Annotated in this window: 13 protein-coding genes; 8 read left to right on the forward strand and 5 right to left on the reverse strand. The window is 67.1% G+C overall.

The annotated features are described in order from the left end of the window. Positions 1–2: 2 nt before the first annotated feature. Positions 3–1,874, reverse strand: a complete 1,872-nt coding sequence (locus tag DTA22_RS14200; protein WP_174233800.1) for a helix-turn-helix domain-containing protein — start codon at positions 1,872–1,874, stop codon at positions 3–5. Between the two features lie 105 nt (positions 1,875–1,979). Here DTA22_RS14200 and DTA22_RS14205 point away from each other — a divergent pair, with 105 nt between their 5' ends. Next, positions 1,980–3,347, forward strand: a complete 1,368-nt coding sequence (locus DTA22_RS14205) for an FAD-binding oxidoreductase (RefSeq protein ID WP_112299821.1) — start codon at positions 1,980–1,982, stop codon at positions 3,345–3,347. Between the two features lie 449 nt (positions 3,348–3,796). Here the strand turns inward: DTA22_RS14205 and DTA22_RS14210 are convergent, their stop codons facing one another. Genes DTA22_RS14210 through DTA22_RS14220 form a run of 3 tightly spaced genes read right to left on the reverse strand, consistent with a single transcriptional unit; the run spans position 3,797 to position 7,323 of the window. Then, a complete protein-coding gene (locus tag DTA22_RS14210) occupies positions 3,797–4,774 on the reverse strand; it encodes a fumarylacetoacetate hydrolase family protein (RefSeq protein ID WP_112299822.1) in 978 nt (325 codons plus the stop codon). Continuing rightward, positions 4,771–5,553 carry a cyclase family protein gene (locus tag DTA22_RS14215; RefSeq protein WP_112299823.1) on the reverse strand — a complete coding sequence of 261 codons (783 nt, stop codon included), beginning with the start codon at positions 5,551–5,553 and terminating at the stop codon, positions 4,771–4,773. Before DTA22_RS14215 ends, DTA22_RS14210 begins: the two co-directional genes overlap by 4 nt. 12 nt (positions 5,554–5,565) lie before the next feature. Further along, positions 5,566–7,323, reverse strand: a complete 1,758-nt coding sequence (locus DTA22_RS14220) for a CocE/NonD family hydrolase (RefSeq protein ID WP_112299824.1) — start codon at positions 7,321–7,323, stop codon at positions 5,566–5,568. Positions 7,324–7,414: 91 nt separating this feature from the next. Here DTA22_RS14220 and DTA22_RS14225 point away from each other — a divergent pair, with 91 nt between their 5' ends. Both DTA22_RS14225 and DTA22_RS14230 read left to right on the forward strand, forming a co-directional pair. Beyond that, a complete protein-coding gene (locus DTA22_RS14225; protein WP_112299825.1) occupies positions 7,415–8,026 on the forward strand; it encodes a TetR/AcrR family transcriptional regulator in 612 nt (203 codons plus the stop codon). A gap of 153 nt (positions 8,027–8,179) precedes the next feature. After that, positions 8,180–9,535, forward strand: coding sequence for an MFS transporter (locus tag DTA22_RS14230; RefSeq protein WP_112299826.1), 1,356 nt, complete (start codon positions 8,180–8,182; stop codon positions 9,533–9,535). A gap of 39 nt (positions 9,536–9,574) precedes the next feature. Here the strand turns inward: DTA22_RS14230 and DTA22_RS14235 are convergent, their stop codons facing one another. Then, positions 9,575–10,048: an Lrp/AsnC family transcriptional regulator gene (locus DTA22_RS14235; RefSeq protein ID WP_016881876.1), complete on the reverse strand. Its 474-nt coding sequence runs from the start codon at positions 10,046–10,048 to the stop codon at positions 9,575–9,577. A 168-nt stretch (positions 10,049–10,216) separates the two neighbouring features. On the opposite strand from DTA22_RS14235, the gene pdhA reads away from it, so the two are divergent. The 5 genes from pdhA to DTA22_RS14260 all read left to right on the forward strand — a co-directional run bounded on the left by pdhA (position 10,217) and on the right by DTA22_RS14260 (position 16,060). After that, positions 10,217–11,302, forward strand: a complete 1,086-nt coding sequence (gene pdhA / locus DTA22_RS14240; protein WP_037242952.1) for a pyruvate dehydrogenase (acetyl-transferring) E1 component subunit alpha — start codon at positions 10,217–10,219, stop codon at positions 11,300–11,302. Further along, the gene (locus DTA22_RS14245) at positions 11,299–12,300 is read left to right on the forward strand and encodes an alpha-ketoacid dehydrogenase subunit beta (protein WP_112299827.1); all 1,002 of its coding nucleotides are present in this window, start codon (positions 11,299–11,301) and stop codon (positions 12,298–12,300) included. The genes pdhA and DTA22_RS14245 overlap by 4 nt, the downstream gene beginning before the upstream one ends. A gap of 15 nt (positions 12,301–12,315) precedes the next feature. After that, a complete protein-coding gene (locus DTA22_RS14250; protein ID WP_112299828.1) occupies positions 12,316–13,587 on the forward strand; it encodes a dihydrolipoamide acetyltransferase family protein in 1,272 nt (423 codons plus the stop codon). A 61-nt stretch (positions 13,588–13,648) separates the two neighbouring features. Then, a complete protein-coding gene (lpdA, locus tag DTA22_RS14255) occupies positions 13,649–15,025 on the forward strand; it encodes a dihydrolipoyl dehydrogenase (protein WP_112299829.1) in 1,377 nt (458 codons plus the stop codon). A 69-nt stretch (positions 15,026–15,094) separates the two neighbouring features. Next, positions 15,095–16,060: a sugar phosphate isomerase/epimerase family protein gene (locus DTA22_RS14260; protein ID WP_112299830.1), complete on the forward strand. Its 966-nt coding sequence runs from the start codon at positions 15,095–15,097 to the stop codon at positions 16,058–16,060. The last annotated feature ends 80 nt before the right edge of the window (positions 16,061–16,140 follow it).

Here is a 16,140-nt window from a genome sequence, read left to right on the forward strand (position 1 = left end):
GGTCACCGAGTGCGAGTGCCGAGGAGTTCCGCGGTTCTGCGCAACCGCATCAGCACCTGCAGATCGAGAGCCTTGTCGGGGTTACGCCAGTCCGGGCCGAGGAGGCGATCGATCGCGTCGAGACGCTGGTAGAGGGTGTTGACGTGCACGCCGAGACTCGACGCGGTCGCCGCATGGTGGCGGCCGTGAGCCAGATACTCCGACAGTGTTTCCAGCAGTGGCACTCCGCGTTTGGCCTGCTCCGTCATCAGCGGCCCCAGTTGGGCCTCGGTGAGTTCGTCGAGGTGCTCGCGGGCCAGGTGGCTCAGCAGGATCCGGTAGATGCCCAGACCGCGCGCGGACGAGACCTCGCCCGCGCGACCCAATGTGTCGAGCACGTCGACGGTCTGCTGGGCTTCGACGTACGCGTCGGCGAGCGCCTTCGCACCGCGTGCGGGCTCCGCGATGCCGATCGTCGCGTCGAGCCGTCCGGCGGTGAACACCCCCCGGACCGAGGCGGAATCCTTGGCGGGTACGACTGCCAGTGCCCGTGAACCATGTTCCGCTGCAACGGTTCCCGAAGGGAAGGGCAACGTCCCGAGGGCGGTGCGGACCGACGTGTTCTGGCCCGTGGTGATCGCCACGGCAATGCAGTACGTCGTGTCGGGGTTCAGCCCGGCCAACCGCAGTTGGCGGCGCTCGTCCTGTGCGGTGGCGGCGGGATGGGTCAGCAGGTCGACGAGAAACGCATCCCGTGCGCGCCGCGTCGCCTCCCCCGCGGCACGTTCCTCGGCGAGCGACAGTGCGATCGCGGGTGCCGCGCGTTCGAGCAGCAGGCGCGTGGTCGGCTGCCCGGCTCCCACGGACAGGAGTGCGCCGAGCATCTCGCCGGCCGCCGCGACGCGCTGCGCGATCACCTCGCCGCGTTCGACGTGGTCCTTCCCGCCCGCGCGTAGTTCACCGACCGCCGCGGACACGTCGTCGGCGTGCGGTATCAGGTCGACGGGTAACGCGGATTCGTCCTGCACGAAATAGGCCGGTTGCCGGGAGAGCTGAGCGACCTCCTGGACCAGCCGCTGCACCCCCGCGCCGAGCAGCACCACCTGAGTCAGGGTCCGATCCCATTGCAATATCTGTTCGAGCTCGATTGTGCGCTGCGACAATTCGGTGTTCGCCGATTCGAGCCGTGCGACGGTGTCTCGCTCACGTTCCAACGAGCGCACGTTTTCGATCGCGATCGCCGCATGGGCTGCCAGTGCCGACAACAGCGCGATCTCGGATTCGGTGAAGGCCCGTTCCTGACGCTTGCACGCGAACAGTGCGCCGATGACGCGATCGGCGACGCGCAGGGGCACCCCGAGCAGGCCGCGCATGTTCTCCGACCGCGCCGCACTGTCGGCTCCGGTGATGTGCCGGACCGCCGGTTCGCTCTGGTAGTCGGGCGTCCACTCCGGCGCGGACCTGCGGACGATCAGGCCCACGAGTCCTTCGTCCAGGGACAGTCGGATTCCGACGAGGTTCGGGGTCAAGGCCCCGCTGGTGACCTCGATGACGAATTCCTCGTCGTAGACCGATCCCATGTAGGCGAGATCCACGCCGAGCAGTTGCCGCGCCTGATCGACCACTTCCTGCAGCAACACCCGGTCGTCGCGAACCGTCGTCAAACGGACGGCGATGTCGTTGAGCGCCGCCAACTCCCTACTGCGCTGTTGGCGCTGGTCGAGTTGCGCCCGGAGCCGGAGTGCGGCGTTGGCTTCGCGTTCGACCGCGGCCCGGTCGGACGCGCCGGATTCCTCGATCAACGTGCGCCGGAGGGCATCGAGTTCGTCGATCGGTGCGTCGTCGAGCAGCAGTTCCATCCAGCCGCGATCGGCAGTACTCACTGGTGCCTCCATCCATGGGCAACTGGATTTGATAGATGAAATCTACATTGGCCGAGATCCAGATCACAGCTAGATTCGAGACATCACCTTCTCGCCCGCAAAGGACCGGTTTTCGTCATGTTGATCGATGCGCTCTTGGCAGCCCTTCCCGCGGATCGCGTCGTGCGCGACCCCGACGTTGTCGCCAAGTACCAGCACGACGAAGCGGAGTGGGCGCCGTACGCCGCCCCGGTCGCGGTCGTCAGGCCCCGAACGGCCCTCGAAGTCCAGGCGGTCGTGCGCGCCTGCCTCGACCACGACACCGCCGTCGTCACGCGGGGTGCCGGCACGGGCCTGTCCGGCGGAGCCAACGCGACCGACGGCTGCGTCGTCCTCGCGCTCGAGGGCATGAACGCGATCAAGGAGATCGATCCGCTCGAGCGGTACGCCGTCGTCGAGCCCGGCGTGGTGAACGACGATCTCCGCGCCGCGTGCGCCGAACACGGACTCTGGTATCCCCCGGATCCGGCCAGTTCACCGTGGTCGACGATCGGAGGGAACGTCGCCACCAACGCGGGCGGACTGTGCTGCGTCAAGTACGGCGTCACCCGTGACTACGTGCTCGGCATGCAGATCGTCACCGGCACCGGTGACCTCGTGCGCCTCGGACGCAAGACCGCCAAGGGTGTGGCCGGTTACGATCTGGCGGGCCTGATGGTCGGCTCCGAGGGAACGCTCGGCGTCATCACCGAAATCACCGTCAAGTTGCGCCCACTCCAGGACCCGCAGCGCACGGTGGCCGGCTACTTCGACTCCATAGTCGACGCGGGCCGGGCCGTCAGCGCGGTGGCCGCGGCGGGGCTCACCCCGTCGGCGCTCGAACTGGTGGACAAGCAGTGCCTCATCGCCGTCGACGCCTGGAAGAAGATGGGCCTGTCGGTGGAGGCGAACGTCGTTCTGCTCGGCCGCATCGACACCGCGGGAGTCGTCGGCGACCAGGAAGCGGAAAAGATGCTGTCGTGCTTCGACGAAGCCGGAGCCACGTGGTCGGCCGTCTCCACCGACCAGGAGGAGGCGGACGCGTTGTTCGCGGCGCGTCGTCTGGCCTACCCCGCGATGGAGCGACTCGGACCGGTGCTCACCGAAGATGTGTGCGTGCCGAAACGGGCTGTCCCCGAAATGCTTGCGCGTATCGAACAGATCGGCATCGCCCACGCGACCACCATCGCCAACATCGCACACGCCGGTGACGGAAACCTGCACCCGCTGCTCATCACACCCCGCGACGACGAGGCGGCCCGCGCCCGGGCACAGGCCGCCTTCGCGGACATCATCGACGCGGCACTGGAACTCGGCGGCACGGTCACCGGCGAGCACGGTGTCGGTCTCCTGAAGATGGACGGCCTCGCCCAGGAACTCGATCCGGTCGTCCTGGGCATGCATCGAGCGGTGAAGAACGCCCTCGACCCGCGCGGAATCATGAACCCCGGGAAGATCTTCGAGTAGTCCGTCTAGCTTCCTTCTGTTCGTTCGGCGACGAGGGTGATGGCGCCCAGGTGGTCGCGGTAACGGTGGAAGGTCCGCCAGATGTCGGCGAGTCGTGGCAGCACGGTGGGGTGTGCGAGGGCGCGGCCGAGGAAGGCTGCGAGTGAGGTTCGCCGGTGAGCGCCAGTGCGGTGGTTTGTCCCAGACCGGGCCACATCTCCACGACGTCGTCGTCCGCGCTGATGCCGAGTGTGTCGATCATGCGCCGGGACGGGCCGAGTCCGCCCGGCCTCATGACGCGTTTGCCGAGTCGCCCGAGCATCCAGTGGGCAGGCATCCGGCGCAGGGACAGCCCTTCGCCGAGCCGCGGGGAGGGAGAGTCGGAAATCTCCATGGGGCGAGCATAGCCTGCCCTTACTCTCTGATTCGGCCTCTCGCCGCCCATCAGCGGGCGGCGAGAAGCCCACGGCTCACAGCCGAGCAGCCTCTCCGCGGCGGTCGTCGCCGAACGACGCACTGACAGAGGGCCGGCGGCGCGCTGGTGGAACCTCGTGGAGTGGTGGTCCGGCGATCACGGTGTTGTGGATGTTGCCGATGCCTTCCACGGTCATGCTGACGGTGTCACCGATGCGCAGCGGCGGTGGTTGTCGATTTCCACGCCATCCCCACAGTTCGGCGAGGCAGCCGCCCCCGCAGGTTCCGGATCCGAGTACGTCACCGGGCCGCACCCAGGTGCCGCGGCTGGCATAGGCGATCAACTCGGCGAAGGTCCACGCCATGTTCGCCAGGGTGTCGCCGCCGATGCGGGTGCCGTTGACGAAGACGTCCATGTTCAGGTCGAAGCGACCATCGACCTCGTGGTCGACGAACTCGTCCACGGTGACCAGCACCGGTCCGAGGGTGGTGGCAGTGTCCTTGCCCTTGGCCGGTCCGAGCCCGACACGCATCTCCCGGCCCTGCAGGTCGCGGGCGGACCAGTCGTTGAGGATGGTGAACCCGGCAACGTGATCGAAGGCTTCATCCACGGTCAGGTTGTAACCGGCTGCGCCGATCACGACGGCGACTTCCAGCTCGAAGTCGAGTACCTCGCAGCCCGGCGGCATCGGCACCGTTGCGCCCGAGCCGATCGCCGCATGTGGGTTGGTGAAGTAGAAGGCGGGTGCCTCGTACCAGGCGTCCGGGATCGCGCCGGCTCCGGTGACCGCGCGCAGCGAACCGGCGGTGTGCTGTTCGAAGGTGATGAAGTCACGGATGCTGCCGACCGGAACCGGCACCGCCAGTTCGGTGGTCGGATCCCAGGGCAGCCGGTGACCGGTCAGGGCCGCCTTCGGGTCGTCGGCGGCGAGCACGCCGAAGACGTCGGCGGATTCCGCCAGCAGCGTGATGTGGTCACCGTCGACGATGCCGTAGCGCTGGACACCGTCGACGACCAGGGAACCGATTCTCATGCCGGCTCCTCGTCGAAGATGGCCACGGCGCGGGTCCATCCGGCCGAGGCCTTGTGAATCTTCACGGGGAAGCACGCCACCTGGAAACCCGAGGACGGGATCGACTCGAGATTGCCGAGCTTTTCGATGTGGCAGTACCCGATTTCGCGGCCGGCACGGTGGCCCTCCCAGATGATGCCGGCGTCCTGGGTCTCGGCGTACCGCTGGGCGGTGTAAACGAACGGTGCGTCCCAACCCCACGCATCGGTGCCGGTGACCCGCACGCCCTGGCGCAGCAGGTGCAGTGTCGCCTCGCGGCCCATGCCGCAGCCGGTGTTCACGTAGTCGTCGTGGCCGTAGCGGGCGCCGGCGCTCGTGTTGACCAGGACGATGTCGAACGGGGAGAGGGTGTGTCCGATCCGGTCCAGTTCGCGGTCGATGTCCGCGGTGGTGACGACGTAGCCGTCGTCGAAGTGCCGGAAGTCGAGTTTGACGCCGCGCCCGAAGCACCACTCGAGCGGGACTTCGTCGATGGTGATGGCCCGCTGGCCGCCGTCCATGGTGGACGCGTAGTGGTAGGGGGCGTCGAGGTGGGTGCCGTTGTGGGTGGACAGCTGGACGCGCTCGATGGCCCACCCTTCCCCGTCGGGAAGGTTGTCGACCCGAGCGCCGGGAAAGAACTGCAGCAGATCACCACGTGTGTGTTCGTGGTCCAGGTAGTCGATCTCGGGTCGATGACCGGGTGGGTCGGAGGGAATACCTGCCTGCAATGACACGGACAGATCGATGATTCGTCGCATGATTTCGGGCCCTTACTGCGGGATCACGGGAAGGAGCAGGGAGGTGCCGGCGTCCCGGCCGGTGTGCACTGTGGTGGTGCCGTCGAAGATGCCGGCGGGCCGGTCGTCCGGATCGTCGTGCGGGGTCAATCCGTTGCCGCGCATCTCGATGCCGTAGATCACCGGCCACGGTCCGTCGCCGGGCATGTCGAAGTCGCGGCCGGCGAGGGTGACGCCGAGCCGGTAGCCGGTGGGCACGACGATGGAAGTAGGCCAGATCTCGACCTCCAGATCGACGGCCTCGCCCGGCGTCAGCGGCTGCTTGCTCGTATGCCGGTGCCACGGGCGGTACGGCAGACTGGCCTCCTCGTCCAGCTCGCGGTGGGATGCGCGCAGCCAGCCCACGCCGAGCGCACCGTGGGGATCGATCGCGTCCACCAGCGAGATCTCGTTCCCGTCGGGGTCCTGCACGCGCAGGGTGACGATCAGGTCGGCGTCGGTGGTCGAGGACGCCAGACGTACGCGGGCGGAGGCCGGTCCGGTGATCTCCAACGGCCCGGTCAGCGGCGCGGTCCAGAAGTCGACACCGGGCCCCAGCGCCGCAAACTCGGCGGTGCCCTCGGCCGGTGGTTCGGTCGGGCTCATCGCTCCGGACGCGGCGTCGAGGTGGAACCGCGTCCACTGCGTGCGGGCCAGCGGCCATTCCTGTTCGTCGCGGCCCTCGAACGAGCCGTCGAGGTGGCGCACGTTCAGTCGAACCGGGGGCTGGTCTCCCCAGCCGGTCGCCTCGCCTTTGAGGAAGTGGCCGAAGAATCGCTTCTGCAGGTCGACGCCGTAGTCGGTGTAGAACTCCGCGTAGTGCTCGTGACCGTGCGCCTCCAGCCACTTCTGTGAAGAGGACACCTGGGCGTAGGCGTCGAAATTGCCGCGGGTGTGCAACCGGTGCGCCCAATTCGCCGCCGACAGCACCGGGACCTCGATCCGCGTCAGGTCCGGGGTGCGGGCCTGCGCGAATTCGTCGAGCAGCGCCCGGCGCTTCCCCTCCCCGATCGAGTCGACCCGGTTCGCGACGAGTTCGTCGTCGGTCAGTGTCGGCGGTCCGGCGACCAACTCACCGGTGTTGGGATTGCGTCGGCCCCGCTCCCCGGCCCCGTGCTGGACGGTGAAGATCTGGTGCTCCTGCCACGCCTGGCCGAACCGGGTCAGGATGCCACCGTGCCGGTTCAGGTCTCGGTAGAAGTCGGTGAAGCCCTCCCACGGGCAGATCGCCGTCAGATGCGGCGGACGCAGTGCCGCCACGAGCCACTGGTTGGCCGCGTAATAGGAGATCCCGAGCAGTCCCACCCGGCCGTTCGACCAGTCTCGGGTGCCGGCCCATTCGATGGCCTCGTAGTAGTCGCGGGCCTCCTGCTCGCTGAGCATGTCCAACAGTCCGGGCGAGCGGCCGGCGCCGCGGGAATCGACCCGAATGCAGATGTATCCGTCCGGAACCCACTTCTCCGGATCGACGGTCTCCCACACCTGGTAGCGGTTGCTCGACCCGGCCGCTGCCTCCGGATACGCGCTGATCAGCTGCTGCCACATCGGCCCGAATCCCTCTTGGAACGCCAAGCCTTTGCCGTACGGCCCGAGAGTCATCAGCACCGGGTGTCGGCCCTCGTCGTCGGGCCGGAAGACGTCGGCCCGCAGGATCGTGCCGTCCGCCATCGGTACGGGTACGTCCCAGTCGATGCGCATTCCGTCCGCCGTCTCGCTGCGCTCGGTGATCTCCGCACTGGTTTGCGATGTCATGACTACCCACCTTCTTAAGTCCAGAAACTTGCATTAACAGTATGAGCTGAGTCACGTCATAAACGCAAGGGTCTTGCGTTAAGGTGGGGTCATGAGTGATCAAGGAGCCCAGCGTCGACCCGGTGGCCGTTCCGCTCGAGTCCGCCGCGCAGTCCTCGATGCCGCTCTCGACGCGCTGCACGAGCACGGCATGGCGGGCATGGCGGTCGCGGACGTCGCGTCCCGGGCGGGCGTACACGAGACATCCATCTACCGTCGGTGGGGCACGCGCGAGAACCTGATGATCGAGGCGCTGCTCGAGGAAGCAGAAGAATGGGGCCAGGTGCCCGACACCGGATCGCTTCGCGACGATCTGATCGCCTACGCCGGTCGGCTCGTGACTTACCTGACCAGCCCGGTCGGCTCCGCCTTCGACAGGGCGCTGGCTGCCTCCGGCGACGACCCCGCCGCCACCGAGGCGCGCAACCGGTACTGGGAGACGCGCTTCGCGCGGTCGAGTGAGATCGTGAAGCGGGCAATCGGACGGGGTGAGCTGCCCGAGACCACCGATGTCCGACTCGCCATCGAAATGCTGGTCGCCCCAATGCACTTCAAGGTCGTGCTCACCCGCGAACCTCTCGACCCGGAGCTACCCGAGCTCCTCGTCGACTCACTCCTGCACGGGCTCGTCGGACGCGGCGACTCCGACGCCTCGACGGCGTGATGCACACCCTGGTCGCCGAAGGCGGTGATTCTCTCCATTGATCCTGTCGCGGTGTGGGTGATTTCTCCATGGTTTCCACGCGATCCGGCTCATACAGTGGTCTGCATCACGTTGCCCGGTCGGGCGCCCACTCTTCAGGAAGCCGAGTCATTCATGTCGTCTGTACTGCAGAAACCCGAGATCGAGGCGAGGGTGGTCCGGAAGGTCGCTCGGCGGCTGATTCCGTTCCTCGGCCTGGCCTACTTCGTCAACTACCTCGACCGCACGAATATCGGGCTGGCGAAGCTGACCATGAGCGAGGAACTCGGGCTCACCGAGACCATGTTCGGTCTGGCCTCCGGTCTCTTCTTCATCGGGTATCTCCTGTTCGAGGTGCCGAGCAATCTCGCGCTGCACAGGTTCGGGGCACGCCGGTGGATCGCCCGGATCATGCTCACGTGGGGAATCATCGCGGCGGCGATGGCCTTCGTGCCCAATGCCGGCTCGCTGTACACGCTGCGGATGCTGCTCGGTATCGCCGAGGCGGGATTCTTTCCCGGCGTCCTGCTGTACCTCACGCTGTGGTTTCCCCGTGCCTATCGGGTCCGGCTGATGGGTCTGTTCCTTCTCGCGCTCCCCGTCTCGTCGGCGCTCGGAGCCCCGCTGTCGAGCGCCATCATTCAATACTGGGACGGGCTGTTCGGATTGTCCGGCTGGCGTGTCATGTTCCTGCTCGAAGGGATCCCCGCCCTCGTGCTCGCGGTGGTCACCTGGTTCTACCTGACGGACCGGCCCTCGCAGGCCACATGGTTGGACGAGGACGAAAAGGTGTGGCTCACTCGCGAACTCGAATCCGAGGCATCCGAATCCGGTTCCCATATCAGCGGGTCGGTGCGCCGGGCGCTGACAGATTCGCGCGTGTGGATGCTGGGGCTCGTCTACTTCGGAATCACCTACGGGTTGTACTCGCTCAGCTTCTTCCTGCCCAGCATCGTCGCCGGTTTCAAGAAGACGTTCGACACCGACTTCTCGCTGTTCACCACCGGGTTGATCGTTGCGGTCCCGTTCGCGGTCGGTGCCGTCGCAATGGTGTTGTGGAGCAGGCACTCCGACCGGACCGGTGAGCGGATCTGGCACGTCGCCGTCCCCACCCTGATCGGAGCCGTCTCCATTCCGGTGGCCCTGTACATGCAGTCGCCGCTCACGACGATGATCGCGGTCACCGTCAATGCGGTCGGTGTGTTCTGCGCCCTGCCGGTGTTCTGGTACCTGCCCAGCACGTTCCTGACCGGCGCGGGTGCCGCCGCAGGTATCGCCGTCGTCAACTCCGTGGGCAACATGAGCGGTTTCGGCGCCCCGTACGTCACGGGGTGGCTGTTCGACGCCACCGGGAACTCACGCGCAGGCCTGTGGGTCGTCGGGGCGGTCATGCTCGTCGCCGTGGTGCTGGTTCTCGTGCTCAGATCGCGGGTAAGTCCCACTCGCAGCGACGAAGACATCAGCGGGAGTGTTGTCGCCGCGAGCCGGTGAACTCGCGAAGGCGCGGCCCAACTGTGGGCCGCGCCTTCATCATTGCTCCTCGGCGATCCGCTCCAGCAGTGGACGGGTTCGGTACGGGATGGCGTCGCGCATCGCGACGGACACCGTGGTGCGCTCGATCCCGGGCACGGCGAGGATGAGACCGGCGACCCGGTACAGATCGTCTGCATCGACTGCGACCACGCCGATGTGCAGGTCCGCCGCACCGGAGATGCCGACGACCTCGACGACCTCGGCGATGTCCCGCAGGTGTTCGATGACATCCTCGAGGCGATGCTGGTCGACCACCGCGGTGACGAACGCCTGCAGGGGGTATCCCAGGTCGCGGGGTGACACGCAGCGGTCGACGGGTGCGAGCACGCGTTGCTCTTCCCAGCGAGACATCCTTGCTTGCACGGTATTCCGTGCCATTCCCAGTAGGGATGCCAATTGCACCCCGGTGGCGCGAGGCGCGTCGCACAGGGCGAGCAGCAGTCGGGCGTCGGTCCGATCGAGTTTCGTCATGTAGCGCAGTATTCCAGAGTTCGTAGCTTGATAGTTGAGCATTCTGCTCATTTTGTACGACACCACTTGCGCATGATGAATCCTGATGATTGTGTGAATGCAACATTCTGACCGAAGCGGTCACCCGCGGGCGGCCACTCTCCCGCGACATCTCTTTCGGAGGTTTTCGTGTTCGACAATGACGATGTAGTGCAGCTGGTCACCGAAGCCGGTGCGCGAGTGGATCATCCGGATTACTCCCGGTACGTCGACGATGTCGACATACCTGCGGTGCGCGCGCTGTACGAAGACCTGGTCGTGGTGCGGCGCATCGACGCGGAGGCGACCGCGCTGCAGCGTCAGGGCGAACTGGGTCTGTGGGCTCCGCTGCTGGGGCAGGAAGCGGCGCAGGTCGGGTCGGCGCGCGCCCTCGGTCCGGACGACTTCGTCTTCGCCAGCTACCGCGAACACGGCGTCGCGTACTGCCGCGACGTCGATCCCACCCACATGCTCAGGTTCTGGCGAGGGTCGACGCACTCGGGCTGGAACCCGTTCGAATACAACATGACGACCCCCGCGATCATCGTCGGCGCGCAGGCGCTGCACGCCACCGGGTATGCGATGGGCATGCAGTTCGACGGCTCCGACGGCGCCGCGATCACCTACTTCGGCGACGGCGCCACCAGTCAGGGCGATATCTCCGAGGCCTTCGGGTTCGCCGCGAGCTTCAACGCGCCCGTGGTGTTCTTCTGCCAGAACAACCAGTGGGCGATCTCCGAACCGGTCAGTCTGCAATCGCGGGTGAGTATCGCCGCGCGGGGCCGGGGCTTCGGTGTTCCCAGCGTGCGCGTCGACGGCAACGACGTCCTCGCCGTGATCGCCGTGACCCGGGCCGCGCTCGAACGGGCACGGGAAGGCAGCGGACCCACCCTGATCGAGGCGGTCACCTACCGGATGGGCCCGCACACCACGTCCGACGACCCGTCCCGGTACCGGCCGGCCGCGCTCGACGAGGAATGGAAACGCAAGGATCCCCTCGACCGCATCCGCGCCCTTCTCGACTCGGCAGGCGCGATCGACGACGACTACCTCGCCGCCGTGCAGCAGCGCGCCGACGACACCGCAGCGGCGTTGCGCCGCGGCTGCCTCGAGACCGTCGAACCCGAGCCGATGTCCTTGTTCGACAACGTGTACGCCGAACCCCATCCCCTCGTCGACGAAGAGCGGCGCCAGTTCGCCGCCTACCTCGACAGTTTCGAAGGAACCGACGCATGAGCACAGCGATCTCCGCGGCCGTCCCGACCACGCTCCCGCTCGGCAAGGCGCTGAACGCCGGCCTGCGCCGCGCCCTCGAGAACGACCCGAAGGTCGTGCTCATGGGAGAGGACATCGGCAAACTCGGCGGCGTCTTCCGCATCACCGATGGACTGCAGAAGGACTTCGGTCCCAACCGTGTCATCGACACCCCGCTCGCTGAATCCGGGATCATCGGCACCGCAGTCGGTCTCGCGATGCGCGGATACCGGCCGGTGTGCGAGATCCAGTTCGACGGGTTCATCTACCCCGGCTTCGACCAGATCGTCTCGCAGGTCGCCAAACTGCACTACCGCACGAGCGGCAACGTGAAGATGCCGATCACCATCCGCGTCCCGTACGGCGGCGGCATCGGCGCGATCGAGCATCACTCCGAGTCGCCGGAGGGGTATTTCGCCGCGACCGCGGGTCTTCGCGTGGTGACCTGCAGCAATGCCGCCGATGCGCAGACAATGATTCAGCAGGCCATCGCGTCCGATGATCCGGTGCTGTTCTTCGAACCCAAGCGCCGCTACTGGGAAAAGGGGCAGATCGACCCGGCTGCCGAGGCGAGCCCCCTGCACAAGGCCCGGGTGGTCGCCCCGGGCACCGACGCCACCGTCGTCGCGTACGGACCGCTCGTGACGACGGCACTCCAAGCCGCGAAAGTCGCCGCGGGCGAGGGAAGATCGATCGAAGTGATCGATCTGCGCTCCCTCTCCCCGCTCGACGTCGACACCGTCGCCGCGTCCGTGCAGCGCACCGGACGCCTGGTCGTCACGCACGAGGCACCCGTGTTCCTCGGGATCGGTGCCGAAATCGCTGCCCGCATCAGCGAGCGCTGCTTCTATCACCTCGAAGCGCCGGTGGCCCGCGTCGGCGGCTTCACCGTCCCGTATCCGCCGGCGAAACTCGAAGAGCACTTCCTGCCGGACGTCGACCGCATCCTCGACGCCGTCGACCGCACCTTCACCGCGTAGGACCAGGAGTTTCCCATGCCCACTGTCAAGACATTCCTGCTGCCCGACCTCGGCGAGGGCCTCACCGACGCCGAACTGCTGACCTGGCTGGTGAAGGTCGGCGACACCGTGACGCTCAACCAGATCATCGCCGAGGTCGAGACGGCGAAGGCCTCCGTGGAGTTGCCCTCGCCCTACGCCGGAACGGTCGTCGCGGTTCGCGCCGAGGAAGGGACGACCGTCGACGTCGGCAGCCCGTTCATCGACGTCGCCGTCGCCGGCGAGGACCCGGCGGACGCACCCGAGCCGAGCGCGCCCGCAGCCCCGGCCGAGCGGACCCCGGTCCTGGTCGGCTACGGCGTGGCCGAGGACTCGTCCAGCCGGCGCCGGCAGCGGCGTCCGGTGGCGGAAACCGGGATCACAGCTGCCCCGGCTCCGTTGCGGCCGTTGGCCTCTCCGCCCGTGCGCTTCGCCGCGAAACAACACGGAGTCGACCTCGCCGAAGTGGACGCAACCGGGGTGCGCGGTGAAGTCACCAGGCACGATCTCGAGCGCCATCGCACCGCCACCCCGGTGACGACGTCGCCGGTTGCCGTCCCGCCGGACGCCGACGAGGAACGCATCCCGATCAAGGGCGTCCGCAAACACACTGCCGCAGCGATGGTCCGCAGCGCATTCACCGCCCCGCACGTCACCGAGTTCGTCACGGTGGACGTCACCCCGACGCTCGACCTACTGGATCAGCTGCGCGAAACGAAACACTTCACCGACGTGCGGCTGACCCCACTGACGTTGGTGGCCAAGGCGTTACTCGTGGCGCTGCGCACCAACCCGACCCTGAATTCGTCCTGGGACGAGGACGCCCAGGAGATCGTCCTCAAACGCGCCGTGAATCTCGGCATCGCGGCCGCCACCCCGCGCGGGCTGATGGTGCCGAACATCAAGAACGCCCACACCCTCGGTCTGCGCGACCTCGCGATCGCCCTGTCGGACCTGACGACCACGGCGAAGGAGGGCAAGACCGGGCCCGCCGATCTGGCCGACGGCACGATCACGATCACCAATGTCGGTGTCTTCGGTATCGACGCGGGCACACCCATCCTCAACCCCGGCGAGGCGGCGATCCTGTGCTTCGGGGCGATCCGCAGGCAGCCGTGGGAATACCAGGGAGAGATCGCGTTGCGGTCGGTCACCACACTGAGCCTGTCGTTCGACCATCGACTGGTCGACGGCGAGCAGGGATCGAAATTCCTCGCGGCCATCGGCCAGATCCTGTCGGACCCGTTGACCCTGATCGCACTGAGCTGAAACCAGTCCACTCGACCTTTGCTGCACGTCCCATGGCGTGCCCGACCGAGGGAGTTCTCCCATGTCCGACCAACCGGACGTCCTGATTCTCGGCGGTGGATCCGGCGGGTACGCCTGCGCCTTCCGCGCCGCGCAACTGGGCAAGACCGTCACCCTGATCGAAGAGGACAAGGTCGGCGGCACCTGCCTGCACCGAGGGTGCATCCCCACCAAGGCGCTCGTGCATGCGGCGGAGGTCGCCGACACCGTCACGCACGCGTCGGCCCTCGGGATCGGTGCGACGCTGGACGGGATCGACCTCGGTGGTGTCCACGCCTACAAGAACGCGACGGTCGAACGCCTCTACAAGGGTCTGCAGGGGCTGGTTCGCAGCCACAAGATCGAGGTGGTGCACGGCACCGGCCGCTACGGCGGGGGCCGCACCGTCCACGCGGGCGACCGCACGATCACCGGCGCCTCGCTGGTCCTGGCGACCGGGTCGCAGGTCCGGAGCCTGCCCGGACTCGAGATCGGCGGCCGAATCCTCACGAGCGACGAAGCACTGACGTTTCCCGAGCTCCCGAAGCGCGTCGTCGTACTCGGCGGCGGCGTGATCGGAGTCGAGTTCGCCAGTATCTGGGCATCGTTGGGCGCGGCCGTCACGATCGTCGAAGCGCTGCCCCGGCTCGTCGCCGCCGAGGACGAGTGGTCCTCGAAGCAACTCACCCGGGCCCTCCGCAAACGCGGCATCACCATCATGACCGGCACCCGATTCGCGAAAGCGGTCCAGGACGAGAGCACGGTCAGCGTCACCGTGGAATCGGGCGACACAATGGAGGCGGACCTGCTCCTCGTCGCGGTCGGCCGCGGACCCCGGACCGCCGGCATCGGACTCACCGAGAACTCCGTCGCACTCGACTCCCGCGGTTTCGTCACGGTCGACGACTCGCTGCGCACCTCACAGCCGGACGTGTACGCGGTCGGTGACATCGTCGCCGGACCACAACTCGCGCATCGCGGCTTCCAGCAGGGCATCTTCGTCGCGGAAACAATCGCAGGCCTGAGCCCGACCTCGATCGAGGACAGCGGCATCCCCCGGGTGACGTACTCCAACCCCGAGGTCGCGTCGGTCGGGCTCACCGAAGACCAGGCCCGCGAGCGGCACGGAGACGTCGCCACCGTCGTCTACGACCTCGCAGGCAACGGCAAGAGTCAGATCCTCGGAACCAGCGGCGGCGTCAAACTGGTGCGGGCCGGAGCGACGGAGGGACCGGTCGTCGGTATCCACATGGTCGGGGAACGCGTGGGCGAACTGATCGGCGAGGCCCAACTGATCGTCAACTGGGGTGCCTACCCCGACGAGGTCGCCACCCTCGTGCACGCGCACCCCACCCAGGCCGAAGCGCTCGGCGAGGCACACCTCGCTCTCGCGGGAACACCACTGCACAGTCACAGCTGAGAATGTCTTGACAAATAGGAGGACTAGAACGTACTAGTTGTAGGACGCCGAGTGTGAGGAAGAACAGGTATGGAAATAGGACTGATCACCGACTCGGTCAGCCATCTGCCCTTCGAGACAGCACTCGACCTCGCGCAGGAACACGGATTGAACTCGGTCGAGGTCGCAACGGGAAACTGGTCGGAGGCGCCGCACGCCGACCTCGACGCACTCGTCTCGTCCGCGGACGCCCGCGCCGAGTTCGCCGAGAAGATCTCCACCCGGGGTCTGACACTGAGCGCCCTGAACGCCAACGGCAACCAACTGCATCCGGTCTCGGGAAAGGCGCACGACGCCGTCATCCGCAAGACCGTCGAACTCGCGAGCGCACTCGACGTCCCGACCGTCGTCCTCATGTCCGGACTGCCGGGCGCGAAGGGTGACACGAACCCCAACTGGATCACCACGGCGTGGCCGCCGGAGAACCTCGACGTCCTCGCCTACCAGTGGAACGAGGTCGCAATCCCCTACTGGAAGGAACTCGCCGCCTTCGCCCGGGACCACAACGTCAAGCTCGCCGTCGAAGCGTGCGGAGGCCAACTCGTGCACAGCGCTTCGGCGATGCTCCGGCTGATCGACAGCGCGGGCGCCGACGTGGTGGGCGCGAACCTGGACCCGTCCCACCTGATGTGGATGGGCGCCGACATCCCCACCGTCATTCGCGCCCTCGGAACGTCGATCTTCCACGTGCACGCGAAGGACATTCGCATCAACGCCTGGACCGCGCAGCGCGACGGACTCCTCGACACCGGGCCCCTGACCGATCCGCTGGGGCGGGCCTGGAACTACGTCACCCTCGGTCTCGGCCACCCGGACGGCGCCACGTTCTGGGCGGATTTCGTCTACAACCTTCGCGCGGTCGGATACGACGGCACCCTCAACATCGAGCACGAGGACGCACTCGTCAATTCCCTCGAAGGCGTCGGCCGGGCGGCGAACCTCCTGAAGCAGGTCGCCCTCGTCGAGGCGCCCGACTGGAGTCCGGCGAAAATCTGACGCCCCTGACCGTATCCGGTAGTGCCGGAATGTTCCACTTCTGTTGTCGGCGAAGTTGTTACACATGGTTCGGGCGGCAC

The organism is Rhodococcus wratislaviensis (assembly GCF_900455735.1).
Taxonomy (GTDB): domain Bacteria; phylum Actinomycetota; class Actinomycetes; order Mycobacteriales; family Mycobacteriaceae; genus Rhodococcus_F; species Rhodococcus_F wratislaviensis.

Coding starts and splice junctions, on each gene's coding strand:
- lpdA (WP_112299829.1), top strand. CDS start 13,649: ATGTCCGACCAACCGGACGTCCTGATTCTCGGCGGTGGATCCGGCGGG.
- DTA22_RS14225 (WP_112299825.1), top strand. CDS start 7,415: ATGAGTGATCAAGGAGCCCAGCGTCGACCCGGTGGCCGTTCCGCTCGA.
- DTA22_RS14250 (WP_112299828.1), top strand. CDS start 12,316: ATGCCCACTGTCAAGACATTCCTGCTGCCCGACCTCGGCGAGGGCCTC.
- DTA22_RS14215 (WP_112299823.1), bottom strand. CDS start 5,553: ATGCGACGAATCATCGATCTGTCCGTGTCATTGCAGGCAGGTATTCCC.
- DTA22_RS14200 (WP_174233800.1), bottom strand. CDS start 1,874: ATGGAGGCACCAGTGAGTACTGCCGATCGCGGCTGGATGGAACTGCTG.
- DTA22_RS14230 (WP_112299826.1), top strand. CDS start 8,180: ATGTCGTCTGTACTGCAGAAACCCGAGATCGAGGCGAGGGTGGTCCGG.
- DTA22_RS14260 (WP_112299830.1), top strand. CDS start 15,095: ATGGAAATAGGACTGATCACCGACTCGGTCAGCCATCTGCCCTTCGAG.
- DTA22_RS14205 (WP_112299821.1), top strand. CDS start 1,980: ATGTTGATCGATGCGCTCTTGGCAGCCCTTCCCGCGGATCGCGTCGTG.
- DTA22_RS14235 (WP_016881876.1), bottom strand. CDS start 10,048: ATGACGAAACTCGATCGGACCGACGCCCGACTGCTGCTCGCCCTGTGC.
- DTA22_RS14220 (WP_112299824.1), bottom strand. CDS start 7,323: ATGACATCGCAAACCAGTGCGGAGATCACCGAGCGCAGCGAGACGGCG.
- DTA22_RS14245 (WP_112299827.1), top strand. CDS start 11,299: ATGAGCACAGCGATCTCCGCGGCCGTCCCGACCACGCTCCCGCTCGGC.
- DTA22_RS14210 (WP_112299822.1), bottom strand. CDS start 4,774: ATGAGAATCGGTTCCCTGGTCGTCGACGGTGTCCAGCGCTACGGCATC.